Source organism: Streptomyces sp. NBC_00984 (genome assembly GCF_045162475.1).
Taxonomy (GTDB): Bacteria; Actinomycetota; Actinomycetes; order Streptomycetales; family Streptomycetaceae; genus Streptomyces.
In genome coordinates this window covers 2,737,412-2,763,975 of record NZ_CP108734.1, presented here as the reverse complement: position 1 = coordinate 2,763,975, position 26,564 = coordinate 2,737,412, and the positions used below count along the sequence as shown (strand labels likewise).

The 26,564-nt window shown below is 70.7% G+C and carries 21 protein-coding genes; 17 read left to right on the top strand and 4 right to left on the bottom strand.

Annotation, left to right across the window (positions count from 1 at the left end; genetic code table 11):
- Positions 1-18: 18 nt before the first annotated feature.
- Positions 19-819, bottom strand: coding sequence for an alpha/beta fold hydrolase (locus tag OG520_RS11890; protein WP_406013148.1), 801 nt, complete (start codon positions 817-819; stop codon positions 19-21).
- Positions 820-914: 95 nt separating this feature from the next.
- Positions 915-1,262 (bottom strand): DUF427 domain-containing protein, encoded by a 348-nt coding sequence (locus OG520_RS11885; RefSeq protein WP_399334462.1) that lies wholly within the window; start codon positions 1,260-1,262, stop codon positions 915-917.
- Between the two features lie 101 nt (positions 1,263-1,363).
- Between OG520_RS11885 and OG520_RS11880 the strand changes: the two genes are divergently transcribed.
- The 9 genes from OG520_RS11880 to gatB all read left to right on the top strand — a co-directional run bounded on the left by OG520_RS11880 (position 1,364) and on the right by gatB (position 12,209).
- Positions 1,364-1,903 (top strand): TIGR00730 family Rossman fold protein, encoded by a 540-nt coding sequence (locus OG520_RS11880; protein ID WP_399334464.1) that lies wholly within the window; start codon positions 1,364-1,366, stop codon positions 1,901-1,903.
- Between the two features lie 28 nt (positions 1,904-1,931).
- Positions 1,932-2,621 (top strand): SDR family oxidoreductase, encoded by a 690-nt coding sequence (locus OG520_RS11875; RefSeq protein ID WP_399334466.1) that lies wholly within the window; start codon positions 1,932-1,934, stop codon positions 2,619-2,621.
- A gap of 67 nt (positions 2,622-2,688) precedes the next feature.
- On the top strand, positions 2,689-3,714 hold the full coding sequence (locus tag OG520_RS11870; RefSeq protein ID WP_399334468.1) for a methionine synthase: 1,026 nt from the start codon (positions 2,689-2,691) through the stop codon (positions 3,712-3,714).
- 30 nt (positions 3,715-3,744) lie between these two features.
- On the top strand, positions 3,745-5,937 hold the full coding sequence (gene ligA / locus OG520_RS11865) for an NAD-dependent DNA ligase LigA (protein WP_406013147.1): 2,193 nt from the start codon (positions 3,745-3,747) through the stop codon (positions 5,935-5,937).
- 343 nt (positions 5,938-6,280) lie between these two features.
- On the top strand, positions 6,281-8,440 hold the full coding sequence (locus OG520_RS11860) for a putative bifunctional diguanylate cyclase/phosphodiesterase (RefSeq protein ID WP_406013146.1): 2,160 nt from the start codon (positions 6,281-6,283) through the stop codon (positions 8,438-8,440).
- Between the two features lie 204 nt (positions 8,441-8,644).
- Positions 8,645-8,941, top strand: a complete 297-nt coding sequence (gene gatC, locus OG520_RS11855) for an Asp-tRNA(Asn)/Glu-tRNA(Gln) amidotransferase subunit GatC (RefSeq protein WP_015036350.1) — start codon at positions 8,645-8,647, stop codon at positions 8,939-8,941.
- Positions 8,942-8,946: 5 nt separating this feature from the next.
- A complete protein-coding gene (gene gatA / locus OG520_RS11850) occupies positions 8,947-10,449 on the top strand; it encodes an Asp-tRNA(Asn)/Glu-tRNA(Gln) amidotransferase subunit GatA (protein WP_406013145.1) in 1,503 nt (500 codons plus the stop codon).
- Complete coding sequence (locus OG520_RS11845; protein WP_072486848.1) at positions 10,446-10,685, top strand: hypothetical protein; 240 nt, start codon at positions 10,446-10,448, stop codon at positions 10,683-10,685. The genes gatA and OG520_RS11845 overlap by 4 nt, the downstream gene beginning before the upstream one ends.
- A gap of 15 nt (positions 10,686-10,700) precedes the next feature.
- Positions 10,701-12,209: an Asp-tRNA(Asn)/Glu-tRNA(Gln) amidotransferase subunit GatB gene (gene gatB, locus OG520_RS11840; RefSeq protein WP_266426874.1), complete on the top strand. Its 1,509-nt coding sequence runs from the start codon at positions 10,701-10,703 to the stop codon at positions 12,207-12,209.
- Positions 12,210-12,374: 165 nt separating this feature from the next.
- Here the strand turns inward: gatB and OG520_RS11835 are convergent, their stop codons facing one another.
- Positions 12,375-14,363 (bottom strand): protein kinase domain-containing protein, encoded by a 1,989-nt coding sequence (locus OG520_RS11835; protein ID WP_406013144.1) that lies wholly within the window; start codon positions 14,361-14,363, stop codon positions 12,375-12,377.
- 242 nt (positions 14,364-14,605) lie between these two features.
- Here OG520_RS11835 and OG520_RS11830 point away from each other — a divergent pair, with 242 nt between their 5' ends.
- The 3 genes from OG520_RS11830 to OG520_RS11820 all read left to right on the top strand — a co-directional run bounded on the left by OG520_RS11830 (position 14,606) and on the right by OG520_RS11820 (position 19,735).
- The gene (locus OG520_RS11830) at positions 14,606-16,726 is read left to right on the top strand and encodes a phosphocholine-specific phospholipase C (protein WP_399334478.1); all 2,121 of its coding nucleotides are present in this window, start codon (positions 14,606-14,608) and stop codon (positions 16,724-16,726) included.
- Between the two features lie 211 nt (positions 16,727-16,937).
- Positions 16,938-19,181 (top strand): MMPL family transporter, encoded by a 2,244-nt coding sequence (locus OG520_RS11825; protein WP_406013143.1) that lies wholly within the window; start codon positions 16,938-16,940, stop codon positions 19,179-19,181.
- Positions 19,181-19,735, top strand: a complete 555-nt coding sequence (locus tag OG520_RS11820; RefSeq protein ID WP_406013142.1) for a GNAT family N-acetyltransferase — start codon at positions 19,181-19,183, stop codon at positions 19,733-19,735. The genes OG520_RS11825 and OG520_RS11820 overlap by 1 nt, the downstream gene beginning before the upstream one ends.
- Positions 19,736-19,786: 51 nt before the next feature.
- Here OG520_RS11820 and OG520_RS11815 read toward each other — a convergent pair whose 3' ends face one another.
- The gene (locus tag OG520_RS11815) at positions 19,787-22,246 is read right to left on the bottom strand and encodes a helix-turn-helix domain-containing protein (protein ID WP_406013141.1); all 2,460 of its coding nucleotides are present in this window, start codon (positions 22,244-22,246) and stop codon (positions 19,787-19,789) included.
- Between the two features lie 259 nt (positions 22,247-22,505).
- On the opposite strand from OG520_RS11815, the gene OG520_RS11810 reads away from it, so the two are divergent.
- From OG520_RS11810 to OG520_RS11790, 5 genes are all read left to right on the top strand, one after another.
- The gene (locus OG520_RS11810) at positions 22,506-22,733 is read left to right on the top strand and encodes a hypothetical protein (protein ID WP_399334483.1); all 228 of its coding nucleotides are present in this window, start codon (positions 22,506-22,508) and stop codon (positions 22,731-22,733) included.
- A gap of 58 nt (positions 22,734-22,791) precedes the next feature.
- Positions 22,792-24,024, top strand: coding sequence for a serine hydrolase domain-containing protein (locus OG520_RS11805; protein WP_406013140.1), 1,233 nt, complete (start codon positions 22,792-22,794; stop codon positions 24,022-24,024).
- Between the two features lie 110 nt (positions 24,025-24,134).
- Positions 24,135-25,226, top strand: coding sequence for an alpha/beta hydrolase (locus OG520_RS11800; protein ID WP_406013139.1), 1,092 nt, complete (start codon positions 24,135-24,137; stop codon positions 25,224-25,226).
- Between the two features lie 141 nt (positions 25,227-25,367).
- Positions 25,368-25,991, top strand: coding sequence for a hypothetical protein (locus tag OG520_RS11795; RefSeq protein WP_406013138.1), 624 nt, complete (start codon positions 25,368-25,370; stop codon positions 25,989-25,991).
- Positions 25,992-26,259: 268 nt separating this feature from the next.
- Complete coding sequence (locus tag OG520_RS11790) at positions 26,260-26,445, top strand: hypothetical protein (protein WP_406013137.1); 186 nt, start codon at positions 26,260-26,262, stop codon at positions 26,443-26,445.
- Positions 26,446-26,564 lie beyond the last annotated feature (119 nt).

The window sequence follows — 26,564 nt, the reverse complement described above, 5'->3', positions numbered from 1 at the left end:
GCGGGGCGGGCCGTGGGCTCAGGAGGCCTGGCGGGCGTACAGGTCCCTGGCGAAGAACTCCGTGAGGACCGGGGCCACCGCCTGCGGGGCCAGGTCGCGGGTCTGGCCGGTCAGGGTGCGGTGGCGGGCGCGGGGGAGGATTTCCGCGAGGGCGCGGGTGGACTGGCGGGCGGGGGTGGGGCTGGAGCCGCCGCAGATCACCAGCGTGCGGGCCGTGACGGAGGCGAACCGGGCGGCCGGGATCGCGCCGTTGCCGAGCAGCGCGTCGTCGTACGCGAGAGTGTGGGCCATCGCCACCAGGTCGCTCCACAGCGGGGCGCGGCGCATCCGGGCGATCATGTCGGTCGGCACGCCCGTCACGGAGAGGAACAGCTCGACGGCCCCCGCGCGATCCCCGGTGGACAGCAGCCGGTGCAGGCGGGAGGTGCAGCACGCCTTGTACTGCAGGCCCGAGGCGCTCGGCGTGTAGGGCGGTTCGTACACCGCCAGCAGGTCCACGGGGAGCCCGGCGGCCTGCGCCTCCAGGGCGAGTGCCCCGCCGGCTCCCATGCCGAACACCGAGGCCCGGCCGCCCACCGCGGTGACGAGCGTGGCCAGGTCATCGATCTCGCGCTCCACCGCGTACGGGCCGCTGTCGCCGCTGGAGCCGCGTCCGCGCCTGTCGTACGTGACGACACGGAAGTGCGGCGCGAGCAGGCGCGCCAGCGGCGCCTCGGTCGCCGCCGTGCCCAGCGAGCCGCCCACCAGGATCACCGGCGGCCCTTCACCCCGGTGCCGGTACGCGATCATGGTGCCGTCGCGGGAGAGAATCTTGTCCATGCGAGGGTGGACCGCCGGGCCCGGCAAAACTCATCGCTCCGGCCGAAGTTTTTTTGAAGTTCTTCGAACTCCCAGGTCAGGGGTGTTCCTGGCGATCAGTCGGTGACTGTCGCAGTGACTTTTTCGGTGTCGTAGAAGCAGAAGTGGTCCTTGATCGCTGCCACTTCGGGCTTCGGGTCCGGGTAGGCCCAGACGAGGTCAGGGGCGTCCGGCAGCGACCAGTAGGAGGCATCTCCCTTGAAGGGGCAGTGGGTTCGGGTGTTCGAGGCTGTCAGGAGGTCCGTACGGACGTCCTCGGGCGGCAGGTAGTAGCGGACCGGACAGCCGGTCTCGCGCAGGACGAGCGGGCGCCGGCTCTCGGCGAGCATCTGCCCGTCGCGGACCACCCGTACATGCTCGGTGCCGGGCTCGACCGTGATGCGGTGTCCTGGTGACGTAGTCATACAAGGGTCAGCCGTTTCGTGGACCGGTTTCTTCCCCGGTCCCGGTCCTTCCTGGTAGCCGGGTGCCGGGGTGTGTCGGTGGCGGCCTTTACGGTTGCTCCATGAAGATCTGTGTTTTTCTCTCCGCCGCCGACCTCGACGAGCGCTACACCCGGCCCGCCCGCGAATTCGCCGAGCTGCTCGGCAAGGGCGGCCACACCCTGGTCTGGGGAGGCTCGGAGAGCGGGCTGATGAAGGTCGTCGCCGACGGGGTCCAGGAGTCGGGCGGGCGGCTGGTGGGGGTGTCGGTCGACTTCCTGGCCGCGAAGGCGCGTACCAACGCGGACGAGATGGTGATCGCGCGCGATCTCGCCGAGCGCAAGGCGCTGCTCCTGGAGAAGGCCGACGCTGTCGTGATCATGGTGGGCGGCACCGGGACGCTCGACGAGGCGACCGAGATCCTGGAGCTGAAGAAGCACGGCAAGCACGACAAGCCGGTCGTCCTGCTCAACACCGCGGGCTTCTACGACGGGCTGCGCCAGCAGTTCCAGCGCATGGAGGACGAGGGCTTCCTGCCCGTCCCGCTGACCGACCTGGTGTTCTTCGCCAAGGATGGTGTCGGCGCGCTGGCCTATCTGGAGGAGTGGTCCGGCCTGCGGTGACGGGGCGGCGGGGTGCGATCATGAGGGCATGTCCACTCATGTCATCACCGGTGCCGGCTCCGGCATCGGAGCCGCTGTCACCCGCCGTCTACTGGAGCGCGGTGACGAGGCCGTGCTGCTCGCCCGCGACGCGGGCCGTGCCAAGGAGCTGGCCGAGCTCCACCCCGGCGCCCGCACGCTCGTCGGCGATCTCTCCAATCCGGACCGGCTCTCGTGGGCGTTCGCCCAGCAGGCGATGCCGGAGCGGGTCGACTCGCTGCTGCACATCGCGGGCGTCGTGGAGCTCGGCAAGGTCGGTGACCTCACGCCCAAGGCCTGGCACTTCCAGCTCAACGCCAACCTGGTCGCGCCCGCCGAGCTGACCCGGCTCTTCCTGCCGCTGCTCCGCGTCGCCCAGGGCCACGTCCTCTTCGTGAACTCGGGCGCCGGCCTCGCCGCGCACGCCGAGTGGAGCGCGTACGCCGCGAGCAAGCACGGTCTGAAGGCCCTCGCCGACTCGCTGCGCCACGAGGAGCACGCCAACGGCGTCCGCGTTACCTCGGTCTACCCGGGGCGCACCGCCAGCCCGATGCAGGCCAAGGTCCACCAGCAGGAGGGCAAGGAGTACGACGCCTCCCGGTGGATCGACCCGGAGTCGATGGCCACCACGATCCTGATGGCCATCGACCTGCCGCGCGACGCCGAGGTCAACGACCTGACGGTGCGCCCCGGGCGCTGACCCCGCGCGGGCCGGGCGGCGTCGCTTCCGGAACAACGCCCTGCGGGGCAGCCCTTACGCTTCCCGTGTGAGCGAGAAGAGCAAGTTCAGCGGTTGTCCGGCCACCGGGATCGGGTCCATGCCCGGGGGAGACGCCCGGGAGGCGGCGAAGACCGTCACCGGTTCCTTCGGGGACGGCGAGGGCCTGCCGTATCTGGCGGAACTGCCCGCGCGCGGTCCCGGTGCGGACATGATCGGGCGGACCATCGGGCTGCTCGTCGACCTGTACGGGCATGTCGAGCCCAGCGGCTGGCGGATCAGCGACCGGCCCGGACGCGACACCCGCCGGGCCAGGTCCTGGCTCGGCGAGGACCTCGACGCCCTGGAGGAGTTCACCCAGGGGTACGAGGGGCCGCTCAAGGTCCAGGCCGTCGGGCCGTGGACGCTGGCCGCCGCGCTGGAACGCCGGGGCGGCGAGGCCGCGCTCGGCGACCCGGGGGCCTGCCGAGACCTGGCGGGCTCACTGGCGGAGGGGCTGCGCGCCCACCTCGCGGAGGTGCGCCGCAGGGTGCCCGGCGCCGACGTGATCCTCCAGCTCGACGAGCCGTCGCTGACCGGCGTACTGCGCGGGCGGATCAGGACGGCCAGCGGCTACCGCACCTACCGGGCCGTGGACCGCCAGGTCGTGGAGGGCACCCTGCGCGACGTCCTGGCGGCGGGCGGGGACGCGGCGACGGTCGTGCACACCTGCGCGCCCGAAGTGCCGTTCGCGCTGCTGCGCCGGGCCGGGGCCGGCGGTATCTCCTTCGACTTCTCGTTGCTCACCGAGCGTGAGGAGGACGCGATCGGGGAGGCCGTCGAGGGCGGCACCCAGCTCTTCCTGGGGGTGGTGCCGGGCACCGACCCGGCCTCGGGCGGATTGTCGGACCCGGGCGGTAGCGTCATGGGTGTCAGGACGCTGTGGCGCAGGCTGGGGCTGAATCCGGGGACTCTCACGGAGTCCGTGGTGATCACCCCGTCGTGCGGGCTCGCGGGTGCCTCGCCCGCGTACGCGCGCGCCGCGCTCGCCCACTGCGCTCGGGCCGCGAGATCGCTCGCAGACAACCCTGAGTAACGGGGCAACGGGTAACGGGAGGACGAGACGATGGCCGGCGAACAGCAGACGGGCGTGCCCGCACAGGTCCAGGAGCAGCACGCGCTCCTGGCCGAGCAGGTCGAGGAGCACCGCTTCCGGTACTACGTGAACGACCAGCCGGTCGTCAGCGACGCCGAGTTCGACCGGCTGATGCGCGAGGTGGAGGCGCTGGAGGAGACGTACCCGCAGCTGCGTACGCCGGATTCGCCGACGCAGAAGGTCGCGGGCCCGTACCGGACGGAATTCACCTCCGTCGAGCACCGCGAGCGGATGCTCTCGCTGGACAATGCCTTCGACGACCTGGAGCTGGCCGCCTGGGGCGAGCGGATCGCCAAGGAGGTCGGCACCACCGACTACCACTTCCTGTGCGAGCCGAAGGTCGACGGTCTGGCGGTCAACCTCACCTATGAGCACGGGCGGCTGACCCGGGCCGCCACCCGCGGCGACGGCCGCACCGGCGAGGACATCACCCCCAATGTCCGTACGATCGCCGAGATCCCGCACCGGCTGAAGGGCGACCGGATCCCGGCGCTGGTCGAGATCCGCGGCGAGGTCTTCTTCCCGATGGAGGCCTTCGAGGAGCTCAACGCCCGGCTCGTCGAGGCCGACGACAAGCCGTTCGCCAATCCGCGCAACGCGGCGGCGGGTTCACTGCGCCAGAAGGACCCGAAGGTCACCCGCACCCGCCCGCTGCACATGGTGGTGCACGGCATCGGTGCCCGCGAGGGTTTCGACATCGACTGCCTCTCGCACGCCTACGAGCTGCTGCGCGAATGGGGTCTGCCCACCGCCAAGTACAACAAGGTGGTGGATTCCCTCGACGGGGTACGGGAGTTCATCAGGTACTTCGGCGAGAACCGGCACTCCGTGGAGCACGAGATCGACGGCGTGGTCGTCAAGCTCGACGAGATCCCGCTCCAGGGCCGGCTCGGCTCCACCTCGCGCGCGCCGCGCTGGGCCATCGCCTGGAAGTACGCCCCGGAGGAGGTCAACACCAAGCTGGTCAACATCCGGGTCGGCATCGGCCGAACCGGCCGGGTCACACCGTACGCCCAGGTCGAGCCGGTCAAAGTGGCGGGCTCCGAGGTGGAGTTCGCCACCCTGCACAACCAGAACGTGGTGAAGGCGAAGGGCGTCCTCATCGGGGACACGGTGGTGCTCCGCAAGGCGGGCGACGTGATTCCGGAGATCCTCGGCCCGGTCGTCGACCTCCGCGACGGCACCGAGCGGGCGTTCGTGATGCCGACGCACTGCCCGGAGTGCGGCACGGAGCTGAAGCCCATGAAGGAGGGGGACATCGATGTCCGCTGCCCCAACGCGCGGTCCTGCACCGCCCAGTTGCGGGAGCGCATCGCCTATCTCGCGGGCCGCAAGTGCCTGGACATCGACCATTTCGGCTATGTCGCGGCCGCGGCCCTGACCGAGCCGCTGGAGCCCGCGGAGCCGCCGCTGCACGACGAGGGCGATCTGTTCGGGCTGACCGTCGAGGAGCTGCTGCCGATCCGGGCCTATGTCCGGGACCAGGACAGCGGGCTGCCCAAGCGCGATCCGAAGACCGGCGAGGAGAAGACCGCCTGGGTCTTCGCCAACCAGCAGGGCGAGCCGAAGAAGAACGCCCTCGCGATGCTCGACGCCATCGCCGCGGCCAAGGAGGCGCCGCTCGCCCGGATCCTCACCGGGCTGTCCATCCGTCATGTGGGCCCGGTCGCCGCCGCGGAACTGGCCCGTCAGTTCCGCTCCATGGACCGGATCGACGAGGCGACCGAACAGGAGCTGGTCGAGGCCGACGGGGTCGGGGAGACCATCGCCGCGTCGGTGAAGCAGTGGCTCGCCGAGGACTGGCACCGGGAGATCCTGCGCAAGTGGCGCGAGGCCGGGGTCCGGATGGAGGACGTGGGCACGGGCGAGGACGAGGGGCCGCGCCCGCTCGAAGGGCTGACCGTCGTCGTCACCGGCACGCTGGCCGGCCACACCAGGGATGGCGCGAAAGAGGCGCTCCAGAGCCGCGGAGCGAAGGTGACAGGTTCCGTTTCGAAGAAGACCTCCTTCGTGGTCGTCGGTGACAACCCCGGTTCGAAGTACGAAAAGGCCATGCAGCTGAAGGTGCCGGTGCTGGACGAGGACGGCTTCGCCGTACTGCTCGATCAGGGTCCGGATGTGGCGCGCGAGGCGGCTGTGCCGATCGAAGAACCGACGGAATAGGACAGATCCCTGTCACGGACCGATGGATCGGGGCGGGGCGTCGACCGGGACAGGCTGGTGGGCGAGCGGCGAACAAGGAGGCGGATAGAGGGCGTAAGGGGACAGACGAGGGCAAGGTTTTCGCCCTGCGGCCGGTTCACCCGATCGGCGCATAGCAGATGCTGACGGATGGTCGGTCCGCATTCGGGCAAGAGCGTCAGAGCGCTGCCCGTAGAAGCCTTCCGCGGCCTACTGTTGAGACGTGCACCTGCCGTGCCCGGCCGCGGGGTGGGAAACCGGGTCGTGGCGGCATGGAACGGAACCATCAGGTGACATCGGCACCGCCGGCTGTGAGAGGGACGGAATGAAACCGACCGAGAGCGCCGCACCGGTGTCGCGGCTGCAAGGTTTCGTCGGCCTCACGCCAAAAGTGGGTGCCGTTGTCATCGCGATCGCCGTTGTCCAGATCGCGACCGGTTTCTACCGGACCGTGAGCGAAGGACACGCGCTCTTCCCCGACGGCAGAGCCGGCTGGTCGCTCGCCGTCCTGACCGGGATCATCGTCGGTCATCTCGTCGCGCTCGGACGCGACCGCTGGTGGGGAGGGACCGGTTCCGGGGCCTCCCTCACCCTGGCCGTGCTGATGCTCTACGGCTGGGTGCCCGCCGGACTGGTCAGTCTGGTCGTCGTGGTCCTCGTCGGCGTCGCCCGCAGACACCGCTGGTGGCAGGGGCTCCTGCACGGCGCGGTGGACATCCTGGGGATAGGCGCGGCGGCCCTGGTGCTCGCCGCGTTCGGCGAGGTGCAGACCGTCGAGTCACCCTGGCAGCCACTCGACTGGGGCATCGCCGCCGTCCCGGAGGTCCTCCTGGCCGCCTCCACCTACCTCCTGGTCACCCGGGTCCTGCTGTGGTACGCACGGGCACCCCAGGGCGGCGGGCTGCCGACCATCGCCCGCACCGCCCTGCTGCGCCAGGGCCTCGTCGCGGTCGCCCTGCTCGCCATCGCACCGCTGATCTGCGTCGTCGCGATGGCCACCCCCCTGCTCCTGCCGCTCTTCGCGGTCCCGCTGATCGCCCTGGACTCCGCCCTCTGGATCGCACGGGCGCGGGCCGAGGAGCAGCTGCGCGATCCGTTGACCGGACTGCCCAACCGGCAGTGGCTGCTGGAGCGCACCTGGACGGCTCTGGAGGACGCCGAATCCGTCGGTGCGCGATCCGCTCTGGTCCTGATCGACCTCGACCGGTTCCGCGCGGTCAACGACACCCTCGGCCATCTGGCGGGGGACCGGCTGCTGTTGCAGATAGCGGAACGTCTCAGACTCGCACTGCCCCGGGGGGCGGAGGCCGCGCGGCTCGGCGGCGACGAGTTCGCGGTGCTCCTGCCGACCGCCGACTCCACCACCAGCGCCCAGCGGGTCGCCCGCCACCTCGTCGCCGAGCTGTCCTCCCCGCTGGACCTCGACGGTCTGACCCTGGTGCTGGAGGCCAGCGCCGGAGTCGCCGTCTACCCCGACCACGCGCTGGACGCCGAAGGGCTGCTCAGGCGCGCGGACGTGGCGATGTACCAGGCCAAGCGCGACCGTACGGGCGTCGAGGTCTACGAGTCGAAGCGGGACAGCAACACTCCGGACCGGCTCGGGCTGCTGGGCGATCTGCGCCGCGCGCTGGACGCCGGCGAGGTCGAGCTCCACTACCAGCCGAAGGTCCGCTTCGACGGCCAGGTGGCCGGCCTCGAAGCCCTGGTGCGCTGGGTGCATCCGGAACGCGGCAGGGTCCCCCCGGACGAGTTCATCGCCATCGCCGAGTCGTCCGGCCTCATGCCGCACCTCACGGAGTACGTCCTGGAGACGGCGCTGGCCCAGGTCGCCCGGTGGCGGGCACAGGGCCTGTTCGTCCCGGTCGCGGTCAACGTATCCCCGCGCGACGTCCACACCCCCGGGTTCGCGGGCGGTGTCGCGGCCCGCCTCGCCCGGCACGGCGTCCCGGCCGGGGCACTCCAGCTGGAAATAACGGAACACGTGCTGCTGGAGGATCCGCAGCGCGCCGCCGACACGCTCGCCGGACTGACCGGGCACGGCGTGAAGATGTCCCTCGACGACTTCGGTACGGGGTACTCCTCGCTCGTCCATCTGCGGCGGCTGCCGGTCAGCGAGCTGAAGATCGACCGCTCGTTCGTGGCCCGGCTGGCCGTGGACAACGAGGACGCGGAGATCGTCCGCTGCACGATCGACCTGGCCCACTCGCTCGGCCTGCTGGTCGTCGCGGAAGGGGTCGAGGACGACGAGACCTGGGAGCGGCTGCGGGATCTGCGCTGCGACGCGGTGCAGGGGTGGCTGGTCGCCGCCGCGATGCCGCCGCAGGAGACCACGGCCTGGCTCCGGGCACGGGGCGAGCACGGCTGGCGGCGGCCGGCCGAGCTGGCGGCCGCGGCAGCCGCCGCCGCGGCAGCGGCCCGTACACCACCGGAGCTGGAGCAGCGGCCGCCCGGCCGGGCGGTCGATTCGCGGCCCGCGACGACTTGAGCCAAAGAGGCCACCGGCCCCGCGCCCGGTGGCCTCTCCGTCCTCGGACGCGAGGGACGACCCAGGGGCGACCCAGGGCCGGGAACGGCCCGAGCAGCCGGAAATCCTCGTCCGACCAGGGCGTTCGCCCGGGTGGCGGGAGCGGTGGCGGGCGACACCATAGGATTGGGCCAAAACCACACACCAACCCCTGAGGATCGCTGCATGCCTGGCATCACGCGCGAGGAGGTCGCCCACCTCGCCCGGCTGGCGCGTCTGGAGCTGAAGGGCGAAGAGCTCGATCACTTCGCCGGTCAGCTCGACGACATCATCGGCGCGGTCGCCCGCGTCTCCGAGGTCGCCGACCAAGACGTACCGCCGACCTCCCACCCGCTGCCGCTGACCAACGTCATGCGCGCGGACGAGGTCCGTCCGTCGCTCACCCCCGAGCAGGCGCTCTCCGGCGCCCCGGCCCAGGAGCAGCAGCGTTTCAAGGTGCCGCAGATCCTGGGGGAGGACTAACAGCCATGACGGACAACAGCACCATCATCAAGCTCACCGCCGCCGAGATCGCCGCGAAGATCGCCTCCGGCGAACTCACGGCGGTCCAGGTCACCGAGGCCCACCTGGCCAGGATCGACGCGGTCGACGAGAAGGTCCACGCCTTCCTGCACGTCGACCGCGAGGGCGCGCTCGCGCAGGCCCGCGCCGTCGACGCGAAGAAGGCGGCCGGCGAGAAGCTCGGCCCGCTGGCCGGCGTCCCGCTCGCGCTCAAGGACATCTTCACCACCGAGGACATGCCGACCACCGTCGGTTCCAAGATCCTCGAAGGCTGGATCCCGCCGTACGACGCGACCCTCACCAAGCGGCTGAAGGCCGCCGACGTCGTCATCCTCGGCAAGACCAACATGGACGAGTTCGCCATGGGGTCCTCCACCGAGAACAGCGCCTACGGCCCGACCGGCAACCCGTGGGACCTCACCCGCATCCCGGGCGGCTCCGGCGGCGGCTCGTCCGCCGCGCTCGCGTCGTACGAGGCCCCGCTCGCCATCGGCACGGACACCGGCGGCTCCATCCGCCAGCCCGCCGCCGTCACCGGCACCGTCGGCGTCAAGCCCACCTACGGCGGCGTCTCCCGCTACGGCATGGTGGCCTTCTCCAGCTCCCTGGACCAGGGCGGGCCCTGCGCCCGTACCGTCCTGGACGCGGCCCTGCTGCACGAGGCGATCGCCGGGTACGACCCGATGGACTCGACGTCCATCGACGCCCCGGTCCCGCCGGTCGTCGAGGCCGCGCGCAACGGCAGCGTCGAGGGCATGCGCGTCGGTGTCGTCAAGCAGTTCTCCGGTGAGGGCTACCAGGCCGGAGTCGTCCAGCGCTTCAACGAGTCGGTCGAGCTGCTGAAGTCGCTCGGCGCCACGATCGTCGAGCTGGACTGCCCGTCCTTCGACCTGGCCCTGTCGGCGTACTACCTGATCGCGCCGTCCGAGTGCTCCTCCAACCTGGCCCGCTTCGACGCCATGCGTTACGGGCTGCGCGTCGGTGACGACGGCACGAGGTCCGCCGAGGACGTCACCGCGCTCACCCGCGAGGCCGGCTTCGGCGACGAGGTCAAGCGCCGCGTCATCCTCGGTACGTACGCACTCAGCTCCGGCTACTACGACGCGTACTACGGCTCGGCGCAGAAGGTCCGCACCCTGATCACGCAGGACTTCGAGAAGGCCTTCGAGCAGGTGGACGTCATCGTCTCCCCGACGACGCCCACCACCGCCTTCCCGATCGGCGAGCGCGCCGACGACCCGATGGCGATGTACCTCGCGGACCTGTGCACCATCCCGACCAACCTCGCGGGCAACTCCGCCATGTCGCTGCCCTGCGGCCTGGCACCCGAGGACGGCCTGCCGGTCGGGCTGCAGATCATCGCCCCCGCCATGAAGGACGACCGTCTCTACAAGGTCGGAGCCGCCGTCGAGGCCGCCTTCGTGGAAAAGTGGGGTCACCCGCTGCTGGAGGAGGCTCCGTCGTTGTGAGCGCACTGACCAAGGCCAAGGGCTTCAAGAAGTCCAAGACCGGTACGTACCTGTCCATCGGCACCACCGCCTTCGGGGCGGTCGGCGTGCTCAAGCAGGCCAAGAAGGCACGCCATGAGCACGACACGCTCCGACTGATCGACGCCGTTGTCTCCGCCGCCGCCATCGCCACCGGTGTCGCCCTGCTGCTGCGCGAGCTCAAGCGCCTCGGCGATGACGACGTTCTGCTGGGCTGAGAGGGAAGTTTCACCGTGACTGTCATCGACCTGGTGTCGTACGAGGACGCGCTCGCGTCCTACGACCCCGTCATGGGCCTGGAGGTCCATGTCGAGCTCGGCACCAAGACCAAGATGTTCTGCGGCTGCTCCACCGAGCTCAAGCAGGACGCCAACTCCCAGACCTGCCCGGTCTGTCTCGGCCTGCCCGGCGCCCTGCCGGTCGTCAACGAGATCGGCGTCGAGTCCGCCATCAAGATCGGTCTCGCGCTGAACTGCGAGATCGCCGAGTGGTGCCGCTTCGCCCGGAAGAACTACTTCTATCCGGACATGCCGAAGAACTTCCAGACCTCCCAGTACGACGAGCCGATCGCCTACAACGGCTATCTGGACGTCCAGCTGGAGGACGGGGAGATCTTCCGGGTGCAGATCGAGCGCGCCCACATGGAGGAGGACACCGGCAAGTCGACCCACGTCGGCGGTGCCACCGGCCGTATCCACGGCGCGTCCCACTCCCTGCTCGACTACAACCGCGCGGGTATCCCGCTCATCGAGATCGTCACCAAGCCGATCGAGGGCGCGGGCGCACGCGCCCCCGAGGTGGCCAAGGCGTACGTCGCCGAGCTCCGCGAGCTCATCAAGGCCCTCGGCGTCTCCGAGGCCCGCATGGAGATGGGCCAGATGCGCTGCGACGTCAACCTGTCGCTGCGCCCCAACGGCACCGAGACGTTCGGTACGCGCTCCGAGACGAAGAACGTGAACTCGCTGCGTTCCGTCGAGCGTGCCGCCCGCTTCGAGATCCAGCGGCACGCGGCCGTGCTGTCCTCCGGCGGCACGATCGTGCAGGAGACCCGGCACTTCCACGAGGAGGACGGCTCGACCACGGCCGGCCGCATCAAGGACAACGCCGAGGACTACCGCTACTTCCCCGAGCCCGACCTGGTACCGGTCGCCCCGGCCCGCGAGTGGGTCGAGGAACTGCGCAAGGGCCTCCCCGAGCTGCCGCGGCTGCGCCGGGCGCGGCTCAAGGAGGAGTGGGGTGTCTCCGAGCACGACATGCAGTCCATCCTCAACGCCGGCGCGGTCGACCTGATCGTCGCCACGACCGACGCGGGCGCCCCTTCGGACCAGGCCCGCAAGTGGTGGATGGGCGAGCTGGCCCGTAACGCCAACGAGACCGGCCGCGGCCTCGACGAGCTGCCGATCACCCCGGTGCAGGTCGCCAGGGTGGCCGAGCTCGTCACCTCGGGCGACCTCAACGACAAGCTGGCCCGCCAGGTCATCGAGGGCGTCCTCGCGGGCGAGGGCGACCCGGACACCGTCGTCGAGAAGCGCGGCCTGAAGGTCGTCTCCGACGAGGGCGCGCTGTCCACGGCCGTCGACGAGGCCATCGCGGCCAACGCGGCCATCGCGGACAAGATCCGCGGCGGCAAGGTCGCGGCGGCGGGCGCGCTCGTCGGCGCGGTCATGAAGGCCACCCGGGGCCAGGCGGACGCCGCCCGGGTGCGTGAGCTGATCCTGGAGAAGCTCGGCGTCGAGGGCTGATCCCGCAGGGCCCGTCCGTACGCGGGCGGCCGAGGCAGGTCCCTGAAGGGGCGGTGCACCCACGACCGTGGGTGCACCGCCCCTTCAGCCATCCGGAGAGTCCGCCAGTCGTCCGGAGCGTCCGCGGAACACGGTCACCGCCGGGATCGTCTCCGCGACGACCGCCTACTCCTTCTTGAGCGTGGGCGACCCCAGGACCAGGTAGCCCATGTCGCAGCCGTCCTCGACGGTGTCGGAGTAGGAGATGCGCAGTCGCAGACCGTTCTTGACGTCCAGGTTCAGGGTGCGCGGCTCTCCGAGCAGCACCTGCCCGCTGTAGAGCGACTTGCCGTCCACCTCGATGTCGACCCTGGCCGCCTTGTTCTCCGACGAGTCGTCGATTCCCAGGACCAGGGACAGGGTCGTCCAGACACGACTCAGGTTGTACTCCGCGGCGCCGCTGCATTCGGCGTCCCCGCCGTCGGGCACCAACGCCGTGTCGTACCGCTTGTTCTCCACGGTGCCGCTGCCGACGGCGAGGGTGGCGTACTCGCCCTTGGCGACGATGTCCAAGGTGGTGAGCGAAGCGCTGTCGGCGGCGGCCACTTCCCCGGGGTCGGCCTCCTGGCTCGGATCGGTGCTCTGCTCGGGGCCCGCCGAGTCGGCGGAGTCCTTTGCCGGTGTTTCCGCGCCGGACTTGACCGGCTGTGCCGTCGAACCCCCCTTCGCGCTGTCGTCACCCTTCCGGTCCGACCACAGGTTCTGCGCGGCGACCACGCCCAGCACGGCCACGCCCAGCACGGCGACGGTCGGCAGCACGATTCTCAGCACCTTCCGCTTCTTCTTCTGCGGGGGCTGGGAGGACTGCGGGGGCTGCGGAGAATGCGGAGGCTGCGGGGACTGGGAGGCGTACAGCTGTTGCCCGGTCTCCGGCCCCTGCTCCGGCAGGCCGCCCGGTGCCGTGTAGGACGCCGTCGTCGGTCCGGGGTTCACCGTCGTGGGCGTCGGTACGCCCGGATCGGCGGAGGCGGTGATCGGCGGCGGGAAGACCGGCTGGACGTCCTCGCCGGCCACCGATGGCGGAGAGCCGGGCATCCCCCCGGGCGGCACGACGGGCGGCACGACGGGCGGCACGACGGGCGGCGCGCCGGGAGGCGGCTGGAGAGGCGGCGGCGGTACGGAGACCGGCCTGCCCGCGTCCCGTACGGCGCCCCCTGCCCCCGCGCCCGGTACGGCGTCGCGCACCGACGAAGAGGCGGAGCCGGTCACCGTGGTCGACACCACCGCCGAGCGGACGTCCTTCACCCACTCCGACAGGCTCTCCGGCCGCCGGTCCGGGTCGGCCGCGCAGACCCGGAGGATCCGCTCGATCCGGTCCGGCGCCGCCGCCGCCACCTGGGGGACGGTGAGCAGCGCCGCCCGGAGCTGCTCGGGGCTGCCCGGCGGGGCCTGGCCGCTCAGCATGAAGTAGGCGATCGCACCGAAGGCGTACCGGTCGGTGTTCGGCGTCCGCTTGCCCTCGAAGACCTCCGGCGCCGCGAAACCCGGGGTGAACCAGACCTCCGCCGTCTGATGGTCGGCGGTCAGTTTGCTCAGCCCGAAGTCGACCAGCGTGGCCTGGCCGTGCTCGTCGACCATCACATTGCCGGGCGACAGGTCACCGTGCACGACGGAACGGCCGGAGGGGGTCGCGCGTCCCGAGTGCAGCCAGTCCAGGACGTCCGCGATCTGTTCCAGCGCCCGCAGCGCCTCCCGGCGCTCCGCATGCGTGGCGAGCGTCCGCTCGGCCCGCCAGTCACGCAGATCGAGACCCTCTACATGGTTCATGACGAGCACGAGGGCCCGCCCGGCGGCGGTCGAGGCATCGCCGTGGCCGTGGATCGGGGGCCCTTCGAAGTGCTCGCGCACGCCGACGACGCCGGGCCGGTTCACGAACCGCAGCAGCTCCGCCTGTTCCTGCCACTTCGAGCTGAGCCGCTGGAACTGCTCGATCGTGATCGTGGTCTTGGAGTCCAGGACCTTCACGACCACGGTCTCGGGTGCTCCGTCGAGCTCGATCTCGGCCCGGTAGAGGACGGCCTCGCCACCCCGTCCGATGGAATTGAGCAGGCGGTATCTGTCCGGCGCGGAGTCCGGCCCGATGTGGTGCGACGCGCTGTTCAACTGTTCCCCCATTAAAGGTAATTGACGGTGCCTAAGATTGCCGCGCCGGTGGTTGCGTGGTCAACGTCGGCCGGGCCCCCTCCCGCCCCTCGCCGCCGCTGCCGAATCCCGCCGCCGGAACCGGGGCCGGGTGCACGGTTGGACTTTCCCGTACGACCTGTTGGACGTTCACCGCGAAGCCGTACGAAATCCTTCCCCGCGCCACCCGGCTTCATTAGCTTCCCGGCTGTACGACAGGACTCGGGAGGCTCAACTTGACCACGGACATTTCACGGCGACGGCTCTTCGCGCTCGGCGGCGGTGCGCTCGGCGCCGCAGCGGCGGGGTCGCTGCTGCCGCCTTCGCTGCAGGCCGCGATAGCCGCGCAGCCGGCGCACTCGGCGGGGTCCGGAGGCCGTGACGGGCTCGGAGCCATCAAGCACGTGGTGATCCTGATGCAGGAGAACCGTTCCTTCGACCACTACTTCGGGACGCTCCGGGGCGTACGCGGCTTCGGTGACCGCAACGCCGTCGAGCTGCCCTCGGGCAAGCCGGTCTTCGAGCAGCCCGCGCCGCTGGGCACCTCCGTGCTGCCGTTCCCGGTGCGCGGCGCCGCCGAGACGCAGAAGAAGGACCTCCAGTACATCGGTGCGCTCGACCACTCCTGGAGCGGCGGCGGCAAGGCGTGGGCCGGCGGGTGGATGAACGGCTGGGTGACCGCGAAGACGGCGGCCACCATGGCGTACTACGACCGCCGCGACATCCCGCTGCACTACGAACTGGCCGACACCTTCACGGTCTGCGACGCCTACCACTCCTCCATCCACTCCTCGACCAGCCCCAACCGCAACCACCTGTGGAGCGGGAAGACGGGCAACGAGCCGAACGGCAAGCGGGCCGTCGGCAACGACGCGTACGACGAGGGCACCCACCCGGGCTACGACTGGGGCACCTACGCGGAGCGGCTGGAGAAGGCCGGACGCAGCTGGCGCACGTACACCGAGTGGGAGAACTTCACCGACAACCAGATCGAGTTCTTCGCCACCTTCAAGGCCGTCGCCCGCAAGGCGCTGGCGAAGACCGGCGGGCACACGTACATGGAGTCGTTCTACTCCGCCGTGCGGGACGCGGACGCAGCCGGGCGGGAGCGGCTGTTCGGCCTGCTGGAGGAGGGCGTCGCCACCCTGGACAAGGCGGAACGCAGCCTCTTCGAGCGGGCGTTGCGCCGGGTGGAGACCGGAACGCTGGCCGACGAGTTCGCCAAGGACGTGGCGGCGGGCACGCTGCCGGAGGTCTCCTACCTGGTGCCCTCCGCCGTCGACTCGGAGCACCCGAGCGTCTCCTCGCCGATCCACAGCGCGACGATCGTCTACAAGGTCCTGGACGCGCTGGGCAAGCACCCCGACGTGTGGCGACACACCGCCGTCATCATCAACTACGACGAGAACGACGGCTTCTTCGACCACGTGCCGCCGCCGGTCGCCCCGCCCGAGGTGACCGAGGAGCAGTGGGAGGGCAAGCCCACCGGTCTCGGCATGCGGGTGCCGATGCTGGTCGTGTCGCCGTGGACCATCGGCGGCTACGTCTGCTCCGAGGTCTTCGACCACACCTCCGTGATCCGCTTCCTGGAGCGCTGGACCGGGGTGAAGGAACCGAACATCGGCGACTGGCGGCGCACCGTCACCGGCGACCTGACCTCCGCCTTCGACTTCTCGCGCGGGCGTCGCCGGCCCGAGGTGGAGCAGCCGGGCGCCATTCCGCCGTTCAGCGGCCGCTGGTCGCCGAAGCCGCCGCTCGTCCAGCACATGCCCGTGCAGGAGCCGGGCGCGCGCCCGGCCCGCGCGCTGCCGTACCAGCCGGACGCGCAGGCGAAGCTGGTGGACGGCGCGGTGCGGGTGGCCCTCAGCAACACGGGGCGCTCGTCGGCGCACTTCGCGCTGTATCCGTACGCGGGCGAGTTCCCCGCACCGCAGCACCGGGACGTGAAGGGCACGGCGCAGTGGACGGTGCCGGTCACCGGGGCGGCGTACCGGTTCACGGTGACGGGGCCGAACGGCTTCCGCCGCGAGTTCGCCGGGTCCGCGAAGGACGGTGCCCCGGCCGAGGTCGCGTCGCGGGTCGACGCCCATGAGCGCGATCTCCACCTCACGCTGCGCAACACGGGGCGGACGACGCTCACCTTCACCGTGCGGCCGCTGGGATACGTCGACGAGGCGGACCTGCGGGACTGGACCAGGACCGTCAAGGTCAAGCCGGGGCGCAGCCGCACCGTGGTGCACTCGGCGGCCGACGCGCACGGCTGGTACGACCTGGACGTCACCGTCGACGGGGACGCCGCCTTCCGGCGCCGGCTGATGGGGCACATCGAGAACGGCCGGGCGAGCGTCTCGGGCTGACCCGGGTCCGGGCGGTGGGGCGCCGTGGACCGTCGTACGGCGCGGCGCCCCGCCGCAAGCCGCATTCCGGAGGCCGCTGTGAGTAAGGCCACGAAAGGGACAAAGGATCACGTTCGGCTGCCAGAGTGACGGTTCTCAGGTCATGTGTTCTTTGCGGGTAATTCATGCTTTATACCGGCAAAGGACCACGAACCATCAGGGAGCACGTCCGTTGGTTGCCATTGCCCGCTGGTGCATCAGGCACCGACTCATTGCCGTCCTCGTCTGGCTGTTCGCCCTCGGCGGCGCGGCCACCGCGGCGGGCTTCGCGGGTTCCGCCTACTCCAACGACTACGAGGTGCCCGGCACGGAGTCCGGCCGGGCCGCCGAGCTCCTCAGGAGCGGCTTCACGGATCTCGGCGGTGACACCGACACCATCGTCTGGCACACCTCCGACTCGACCGTGCGGGCCGCCGACGTCCGGCAGACGATGACCCGGACCCTGCACGCGGTCGAGGAACTGCCCGGGGTCGGCGCGGTCACCGGACCGTACGGGGCGTCCGGCACCGCACAGATCAGCGGCGACGGACACACCGCCTACGCCACGATCACCTTCGACCAGCAGATCGACGACATCCCGGTGCAGCAGGCCAGGGCCGTCGTCGACACCGCCAAGGCGGCCGCCGGAGACCATCTCCAGGTGGAACTGGGCGGCCCCGCCGTCGCCCTCACCGAAGCGCCCTCCGCCCACCTCAGCGAGGCCGTCGGGGTCCTCGTCGCGGCGGTCGTCCTGTTCCTCGCCTTCGGCTCGCTCGCCGCCAGCATGCTGCCCATCGCCACCGCGCTCGTCTCCGTCGGCACCGCCTACGCGGGCACCGTGCTGCTCGGCCATGTGATGACCGTCGCCGACTTCGCACCCATGCTGGGCATGCTGATCGGGCTCGGCGTCGGCATCGACTACGCGCTGTTCATCGTCACCCGACATCGCAGAGGGCTGCGCCAGGGCCTGTCGGTCACCGAGGCCGCGCAGAACGCCGTCGCGACGACCGGCCGCGCCGTCGTCTTCGCCGGGGCCACCGTCTGCATCGCGCTGCTCGGCATGCTGATCCTGCGGCTCGGCTTCCTCAACGGTGTGGCGATCGCCGCCTCGCTCACGGTCATCCTGACCGTGGCCGCCTCCGTGACCCTGCTCCCCGCCCTGCTGTCCTTCATCGGCACGCGGGCGCTGAGCCGGCGCGAGCGCAGACAGCTCGCCGAGCACGGCCCTCGGCCCGAATCTCCCACGGGCTTCGCCGCACGCTGGTCCGCCTTCGTCGAACGCCACCCCAAGCTGCTCGGGGTGCTGGCCGCCGTGGTGATGCTGGTACTGGCGCTGCCCACCTTCTCCCTGCATCTGGGCACCTCCGACCAGGGCAACAACCCCTCCTCGTCGACCACCCGGCAGGCGTACGACCTGCTGGCCGACGGATTCGGCCCCGGCGTCAACGGGCCGCTGACGATCGCCGCCCAGCTGGACGGCGCGGACGACCGGCTCGCGATGGACGGCCTGCCCGCCACGCTGCGGTCGACCGAGGGCGTGGCCTCGGTCGGCCCGGTCACGTACAACAGCGGCGGCGATACGGCCTTCGTCACCGTCGTACCGAAGTCGTCGCCGCAGTCCCAGGAGACCAGCGCGCTCGTCGACCGGCTGCGTACGGACGTCCTGCCGCAGGCCGAGCAGAACACCTCGCTCCGGGCCCATGTCGGGGGAATGACCGCCAGCTACGACGACTTCGCCCGGATCATCATCGGCAAACTCCCGCTCTTCGTCGGCGTGGTCATAGGGCTCGGCTGTCTGCTCCTGCTGCTGGCCTTCCGGTCGATCGGCATTCCGCTGAAGGCCGCGGTGATGAATGTGGCCGCCGTCGCCTCATCGTTCGGGGTCGTCGTCGCGATCTTCCAGTGGGGGTGGGGGAGCGAACTGCTGGGGCTGGGCAGCTCGGGGCCCATCGAACCGTTCCTTCCGGTGATCATGGTGTCCGTGCTCTTCGGACTGTCCATGGACTACCAGGTGTTCCTGGTGGGGCGGATGTACGAGGAGTGGCTGGAGACGGGTGACAACCGGCGGGCCGTCCGGGTGGGCCTCGCCGAGACCGGCCGGGTGATCAACTCCGCGGCCGTGATCATGATCTCGGTCTTCCTCGCGTTCGTCCTCAGCGGGGACCGGGTCATCGCCATGTTCGGCATCGCGCTCGCCGCGGCCGTCATGCTGGACGCCTTCGTCCTCCGTACGCTGCTGGTCCCCGCGCTGATGCACCTGCTGGGCGGGGCGAACTGGTGGCTGCCGCGCCGGCTGGACCGGCTGCTGCCGCGGATCAGCATCGAGCCTCCCGAATCCGGATCCGGCCTGTCGCATGCGAAGATCCCGCAGGCAGCGCAACCCGCGGAGGTGGCGCAGACCGCGCAAGCGGTGGAATCGGTTCGAGAAGGAGCATGATGTTCGCGGTATCCCTGGGTGACGACGGAGCGGAACTGCGTCCGCTGGAGATCTGGCAGGCCCAGGAGTTCCTGGACCACATGGACCGCGCCCGGGAGCTCATCGACCCGTGGATCCCCTTCGCCTCCTTCGCCACCGACCTGGACTCTGCGCGTGCGCTGCTGCGGCGGTACGCGGACAAGCAGGCGGCGGACACCGGGCGGATCTACGGCATCTGGCTGGAGGGCAAGCTCGTCGGCGGCGTCCTGTTCCGGATCTTCGACGCGGAGTCGGGGAACTGCGAGATCGGCTGCTGGCTGGAGCCGGCGGGCGAGGGGCGCGGCCTGATCACCCGGGCGTCCCGGAAGCTGATCGACTGGGCGGTGTACGAGCGCGGCATGCACCGCGTGGAGTGGGACGCGTCCGCCGCGAACACCGCCAGCATCGCCGTGGCCGAGCGGCTCGGCATGACGCGTGACGGGGTGCTGCGCGAGAACTACCTGTACCGGGGTGAGCGGCACGACTCGGAGATCTGGTCGGTGCTGGCCCCGGAGTGGCGGGCGCGGAAGGACTGAGACCGGACGGCGCGGCCAGGGCCTGTCCGGCGGATCATGGCCGGACCGGCCCTATGTGCCGGAGCCGAAGGTGGCCGGTGCGTACTTGCTCTGGTGCTCGCGGTACGAGCGGGCGAGGTGGTGCTGGAGCCGGATGTGGCGGAACTGGTACACCGCGCCGGTCTGGCGCAGGACGCCCCGGCGGTAGGCGTCGTCCAGGAAGGCCACCGTGTCCCACGGCAGCTTGCCGGTCAGGGGCAGCCAGACCCGCGACAGGACCAGCCAGCGTCCCCAGGCGGTGAACGAGAGCGCGTACGAGCACGTGCCGCCGAGCCCGCCGATGGCACCGATGACGAGCCCGTCCGACGCGTTCCAGATCAGCGGTCCGAGGATTCCGTCGAGCACGTCGGTGATCAGGTGCCCGCCGACCGCGATCACCAGGGTGAGCATCGGTACCAGTACGAGAACCTGCCGGACCACCGTCGCGCGGTTCGAGGCCAGCAGGCCGGCCGGGGTGGCCGCGGATGCGACGTCCAGCGGCGCTTCGAGCACGGCCATGATCCCGAAGACGAGTCCGGCACCCGCGCCGAAGATCAGGCCGAAGACCAGCATGTTGATGAGCGTGCCCTTGATCACCGGCTCGTTCGCGAGCGGGATTCCGTAGTACAGCCGGCGCTGGAGGGCGAGGGCACAGGCACATCCGACGCCCATCACGAATCCGCCCGGCAGAACGGCGCCGAATCGGGCGGCGAACGTACGCACCGGTCTGCGACCGACGCCGGTGCCCGCGCCGGGCAGCCGCAGCCGCACATGGGCGGGTTCGAAGGCCGTGGTGCCGAACCGGACCAGGATCGCGTGGACGCATCCGAAGGCGAGACCGGCGACCGTCCCCATCGAACCCCCCAACAGGAGGGCCTCGCCGACCGGGAACGGCAGGTTGACCAGATTGACGAACCACACGGCGAGCGCGACGCAGAGCGCCGAGGACACCACCACCGAGAGCAGCCGCGTGGACAGCCGCAGCGAATCACCGATCCGCCACCATGCCAGGTCCTGCTGGTCGCCGTCGAGCCGGGCCAGATGGTGGGCGAGATGGCCGAGCCAGCGCTCGGCGTGCTCCGGATCGCGGTGCCGCTCCCGGCGACGGGTGGCGCTCCGCTCGGCGACGCGGCGCCGGTAGACCGTCGGCACGAAGCCCGCCAGCAGATGTTCTTCGAGGGAGTTCTCGTCGGGGAAGCGCTCGGTGTCCAGCAGCTCCGCCGGATTTCTGCCGGGTGCCTCGCTGTACATCGTCCGCGCCAGGATGATCATGAGTGGTGTGTTCAGGACCCTGGCCAGGGGGGTGGCCGCCCCGCTCTCACGGGCGCGCAGCCGGTCCAGTACGGGGGTCCAGACGGCCGCGCTCCCGCCGTCGCCGCGGGGGACCGGCCGGGCCGTCCGGGGCAGGTAGGCGGCGAGGTCGTCGAGGGTGAGATCGGTCAGTTCGAGACCGGCGGCCCAGACCAGTGGGGCACCGGCCTCCTGGACGGCCTCGGTGAACTCGCCGCGCCGGCTGGTCAGGACGAGCGGGAGCGAGGTGGAGTTGAGCACCTCCAGGGCCGTACTCCGCAGACCTTCCGCGATCTCGTCGAACCCGTCCAGGACCGGCAGTACGAGATCCGTGTCGACCAGGCCGGCCGCCAGCGTCGACCCGTCGGGCGCCCTGCGGGTGAGATGCGGGTGGTCGCGCACCAGCCGGTCGATCAGCCAGTCCCGCAGCGCGACGCCCGTGGGATCCCAGGAGCCGATGCTGAAGATCACCGGCACCCGGTCGTGCGGCTCCCGGGCCTCCAACTGGTCCAGGACGAACCTGATCGTCAGGATCGACTTGCCGGATCCGGCCCGGCCGAGGACCACGAGCCGCCCGGACCCGATCCGCTGGTAGACCTCGGCCACGCTGCCCAGATCGCCGCTCAGGTCCATTCGGTCCGGCGTCGCTCCCGGCGGCAGACGCTGAATGTTCTCCGAATGGTCGGTCAGCGATTCGGGGGCGTCCTGCCAGCGCACCGGAAGCGGAAAAGGATCGTGCACCCGGCGGTGTTCCTCCTCGCGCTGCCAACGGCGCCTGATTTCCCGGGCCAATTCGGTGGCGGCGGTGACAAGTTCGGCGTGAACGGGTGAGGCGGCGGGGGCGGGACGGGCATCTGTCCCGGGATTCTTTGTGGAATTCTGCGCGGCATTCTGCGCGGCATTCTGCGCAGGTACGGGCGTGGGCGCGGCAGCGGGCGCGGATTCGGGTACGGGCGCGGGTTCGCCGGCCGGTTCGGCCTTCGGCTTCGTGAGCGTGGCGGCGAGTCGCTGACGGTCCTCGGGCCCGGCCTCCAGCGCGTCCGCCAGCAGGTTCACCGTACCCAGCCGGTGATCGCTGGATCTGCCGTTCTCCAGTCTGCGGATCGTACGCACGCTCACCCCGGACCGTGCCTCCAGCTGCTCCTGAGTCAGCCCCGACCGATTACGCAGCCGACGCAACAAGGTGCCGAGCTGATCCGCCACTTCGACATCCCTCCACCACCGAGCGCGGTCGCGACGACCCTACCGGTGACGACCGGTCATATATGGCCGGTCGGCTGTCCTGTTCGCGGAATGGCGCGAACAGCACGATCAGTGGTGCCCGGCCGGTGCGCCGACACGGGGCGGCGCACCCCGCCGGGCACCCGGGAAGCAGATGGCGTCCATGGGGCCGGACCCGGCACTGCATCGGACCTGATCGCCTCTCATGGCTTTCTCCTGCTACGACTCATGAGGAGTTGACATGGCCTACCGATTCTGGTGCGGCGAATGCGGATTCAAGACGCCGTGGCTCGCCGAGTCCGAGGGTGCGCAACGCCAACTGGAGCACTACACCAAGCAGCATCCGGGAATTCCCGCCGGTGGCCATGTGGAGGCCAACCGGAAAAACCCGGAAGGCGGCCTCGGCTGCCTCCAAGTGGCGGGAATTCTCTTCCTTTTGCTGATCATCGCGGCCGCGTGCCAACGCTGAGGCGCGGCCGGACCCCACCAGACAGCCGGAATGACCGACCGAAGGGACAGGAAAGAAAATGAGCAAGCGCGACGATTCCGGAGCAGGCACCGAGGCCGGCAAGGTGAACCAGGGCACCGGTGGCGCGGGCCGGCGCTCCTCGCGGGCGAGCGGGCACCGGCGCTGGCTGCTGCCGGTGGCCACCGCGGCCTGCCTGCTGATGACCGGTGTCGGGACGGCGACCGCCGCCCCGGCCACCGCCGCCTCGACCCCGGCCGACATCCTGCAGGCCGGCGCGCAGCAGGGGATCGCCGACGGATACCCGGGCGTGATCGGCATGGTGCGGAACGGGGACACCACCCAGTACGTGCACGCGGGTGTCGGTGACCGTGCGACCAAGGTGCCCGCAGACCCGAAGGCGAAGTTCCGGATAGGCAGCAACACCAAGGCGTTCATCTCCACCGTGCTGCTCCAACTGGAGGGCGAGAAGCGGCTCTCACTGGACGACACCGTCGCCAAGTGGCTGCCGGGGGCGGTCGCCGCCAACGGCTACGACGGCTCCAAGGTCACGATCCGTCAGCTGCTCAACCACACCTCGGGCCTGCCCGACTACCTCAGTGCCCTGCAGATCAACGGACCGTACTTCCTCAACACCAACCCGAGGGAGGTCCTGCCGCCGCAGACCCTGGTCAACGTCGGCCTCGGCCTGCGCGCGCCGACGTCCGCACCGGGGGAGAAGTTCGGCTACTCCAACACCAACTACGTGCTCGCGGGCATGGTGATCAAGGCCGTCACCGGCTCGGAACCGGCCGCGGAGGTCCAGCGGCGCATCATCGAGCCGCTCGGTCTGCGCGACACCAGCTTCCCCACCGCCGACCCCGCGCTCTACGGCAACTACCTCCACGGCTACGTGCTCCGGGCGATCCTCATCGACGACGCCACGGTCTCCAACGTGCAGGTCAGCGGGAGCGCCGGAGCCATGGTGTCGACCATGGACGACCTGGCCGTGTTCTCCCGGGCGCTGCTGACCGGAAAGCTTCTTGAGCCCGCGCAGCTGGCCGAGCTCAAGACCACCGTCCCCGTGACCGCCGACGTCGGCTACGGGCTGGGCATCGAGCACGTGAAACTGTCCTGCGGAAAGTGGGCCTGGGGGCACAACGGCGCGGTGCTCGGCTACTTCAGCGAGTGGCTGACCAGCGAGGACGGCACCGAGCAGGTGCTGCACACGAACAACGAGTTCCATCTGCTCGCCGGAACACCGGGACAGGCCCACACGGGCAAGGCCATGACGGACGCGTTCTGCGCGCTCTGAGGACCGCGACCGGAAGAGCTCTCCCGGTGGCCGGGCCGATACGTGGCCCGGCCACCGGGCAGGGACCTTCACCCACAGCGAGAGCCGCTCGCTCTCGGAGAGGACACCCGATGAGAACACCGCTGACCACCTGGCGAGCGCGGACGAGGACGGCTGTCGCCGCCGCCGCGCTGACCGTGACCGCGCTGCTCGCGACCCCACCCGCACACGCCGGGGGCGCCGCCCCTCCGGTGCTGTCCGACGGGTTCGGCCTGACCCAGGTCGCCGGTGGCACCGAGGTGCGCTCCGGCACCGACTTCACGATCACCGTGACCACCCGTCAGGTGTCCGGCCCGCACAAGATCCGCATCTTCCTCCCCAGCGGCTACCGGGCCGACCCGGACAAGCGGTGGCCGGTGGCGTACTTCCTGCACGGCGGCGGCGGAACCGTGGACGATGCCGCGGCCGCCCCGGCGCTGCGCTCGGACTCGATGATCACCGTCGTGCCGGACGGCGGCCTGAAGAGCTGGTACGCCGACTGGCTCATGCAGAACACCGCCGAGGGCGCCGCGAACTGGGAGACCTTCCACCTCGACCAGGTCGTCCCGTTCATCGACGCCAATCTGCGCACCATCGCCGACAAACGCCACCGGGCCGTCGTCGGGCTGTCGATGGGCGGGTTCGGAGCCCTGCACTACGGCGAGGCCCGGCCCGATCTCTTCGGCCACGTCGCCTCCCTGTCCGGCGGCATCGACTTCGGCATGGCGGAGGTCCGCGCGGCGGTCCTGGCCACGGAACTCAACGTCACGGGCGCCTGGTGCGCCGTGAGCACCTCCACCCCGTCCGGGACCGGCCAGTGCACCGGTTACGGGCCCACGGTCGACAGCGACGCGATCTTCGGCTCCCCGTATCCGGTCCTGAACGCGGACCGGATCTGGAAGGCGGTCGACCCCGCCGCCACGGCCAACCTGGCGAAGCTCGCCGCTGCCGAGGTCACGCTCTACACCGGTGACCAGGGCCTGATCGACCACTTCACCCAGATCGCCGCGAAGAACGTCAAGACCCGCCTGGACCAGCTCGGTCTGCCCAGCCGCCTGGTCGACTACGGCGACGGGTCGTCGCTGGCTCCCACCTGCGACGGCGGCCACAACTACGGCTGCTGGGCGCCCGCGCTCGCCGACTACGTCCCCCGCCTCCAGGACTCCTTCGACGCGACGGGCTGACCCGGACGACAACGGCCCGGCGACGGTCCCGGTCCCGGTCCCGGCGGGCGAACGCTCGCCGGGACCGGGGCCCACGCATGGCGCCGACGCGTCGGGCGGACGTTAAGGGGGTTCTCATACGGGCCGCCTAGCGTGCGCAACATGAACCCCAGGACCCCCACGAGCCCCACCGTTCCCGCCGATCCCGAAGCATCCGCAGCAGCAGAAGCATCCGACGCCGAGGAGACCGTGACCAAGAAGGCCGCGGCCGAGGACGTCTCGTACGACATGGACAAGGCCGCGGGGGAAGCACTCACGGCGGCCGATGCCGAGGCCGAGGACGACGACCTGGACCCGGACGACCTCGACGACGACTCCGCCAAGGAGCCCTCCGGCCTCGGCGCTGCCGCCGCTGCCGTGGCCGCGGCCGGTCTCGGCGTCGTCGCGCTCACCGGGTCCTGGACCGGCAAGGTCGCCGCCGAGCGCGAGACCCTGATCGGCCAGATCAAGAGCTCGTCCGGTGGCACCGCCGCCCAGCAGATCTCCGAGATCTACGGCGACGCCTGGCACTCCACCGCACTGGTCAACGGACTGTTCGCGCTGCTCGCGCTGCTGGCCGGGATCTTCGCCCTGGTCCGCCCGGCCTTCGGTGCACCCTCCGCGCACCCGCAGCCCGGCTGGGTGCGCGCCGTGGCCACCGCCGGCATCGCGCTCGGTGTCCTCGGGCTGGTGCTCTCCATCGGCATGTACTTCGACCTCATCGTGCCGCTGCCGACCGCCGGTTGAGCACAACGGCCGGCGGACAGGCGCGTGTACGCAGCGGGCCGGACCTTTCGCAGGCGTTCTAGGGCATCCGCCCGAGGGACCTCGTCCCGTATGCGGCAGGGACCACGATTTTCTAAGGCTCCCCGCCCCGCGAAGATGCGGATCCTGCCCGATGTGGCGACACCTCCTGGGAGACGACAGTGGGGGCACGGCAGAAGCACTGCCGCCCCCATCAGGCACCAACGGGCCGTCCAGGCCCCGACGTGCCGTCGTCCTCCGGGAGAAGCACATGTACGCGTTCGAACTCAACAAGCTGCACGTGGCCGAACTGCACCGCCGGGCCGAGCAGGAGCGGCTCGTCCGGGTGGCCGCTCACGTCCGCCGGGATGCCCGCAGGGCGGCCCGGCACTCCGGACGCAAGGAAGCCGAAGGGTCGGTGAGTACGGACCGGAAGCGATTCGTCCACGCCGCGTGAAGGACGGGTGACGGCGCCCGATGTCCGGTCGTACGAGGTCCGGCGGTCCGATGTCCGGTGGACCGACGGCTGCTGAACCGACGCCCGACGCCCCTGGTCCGACGCCCGACGCCCCTGGT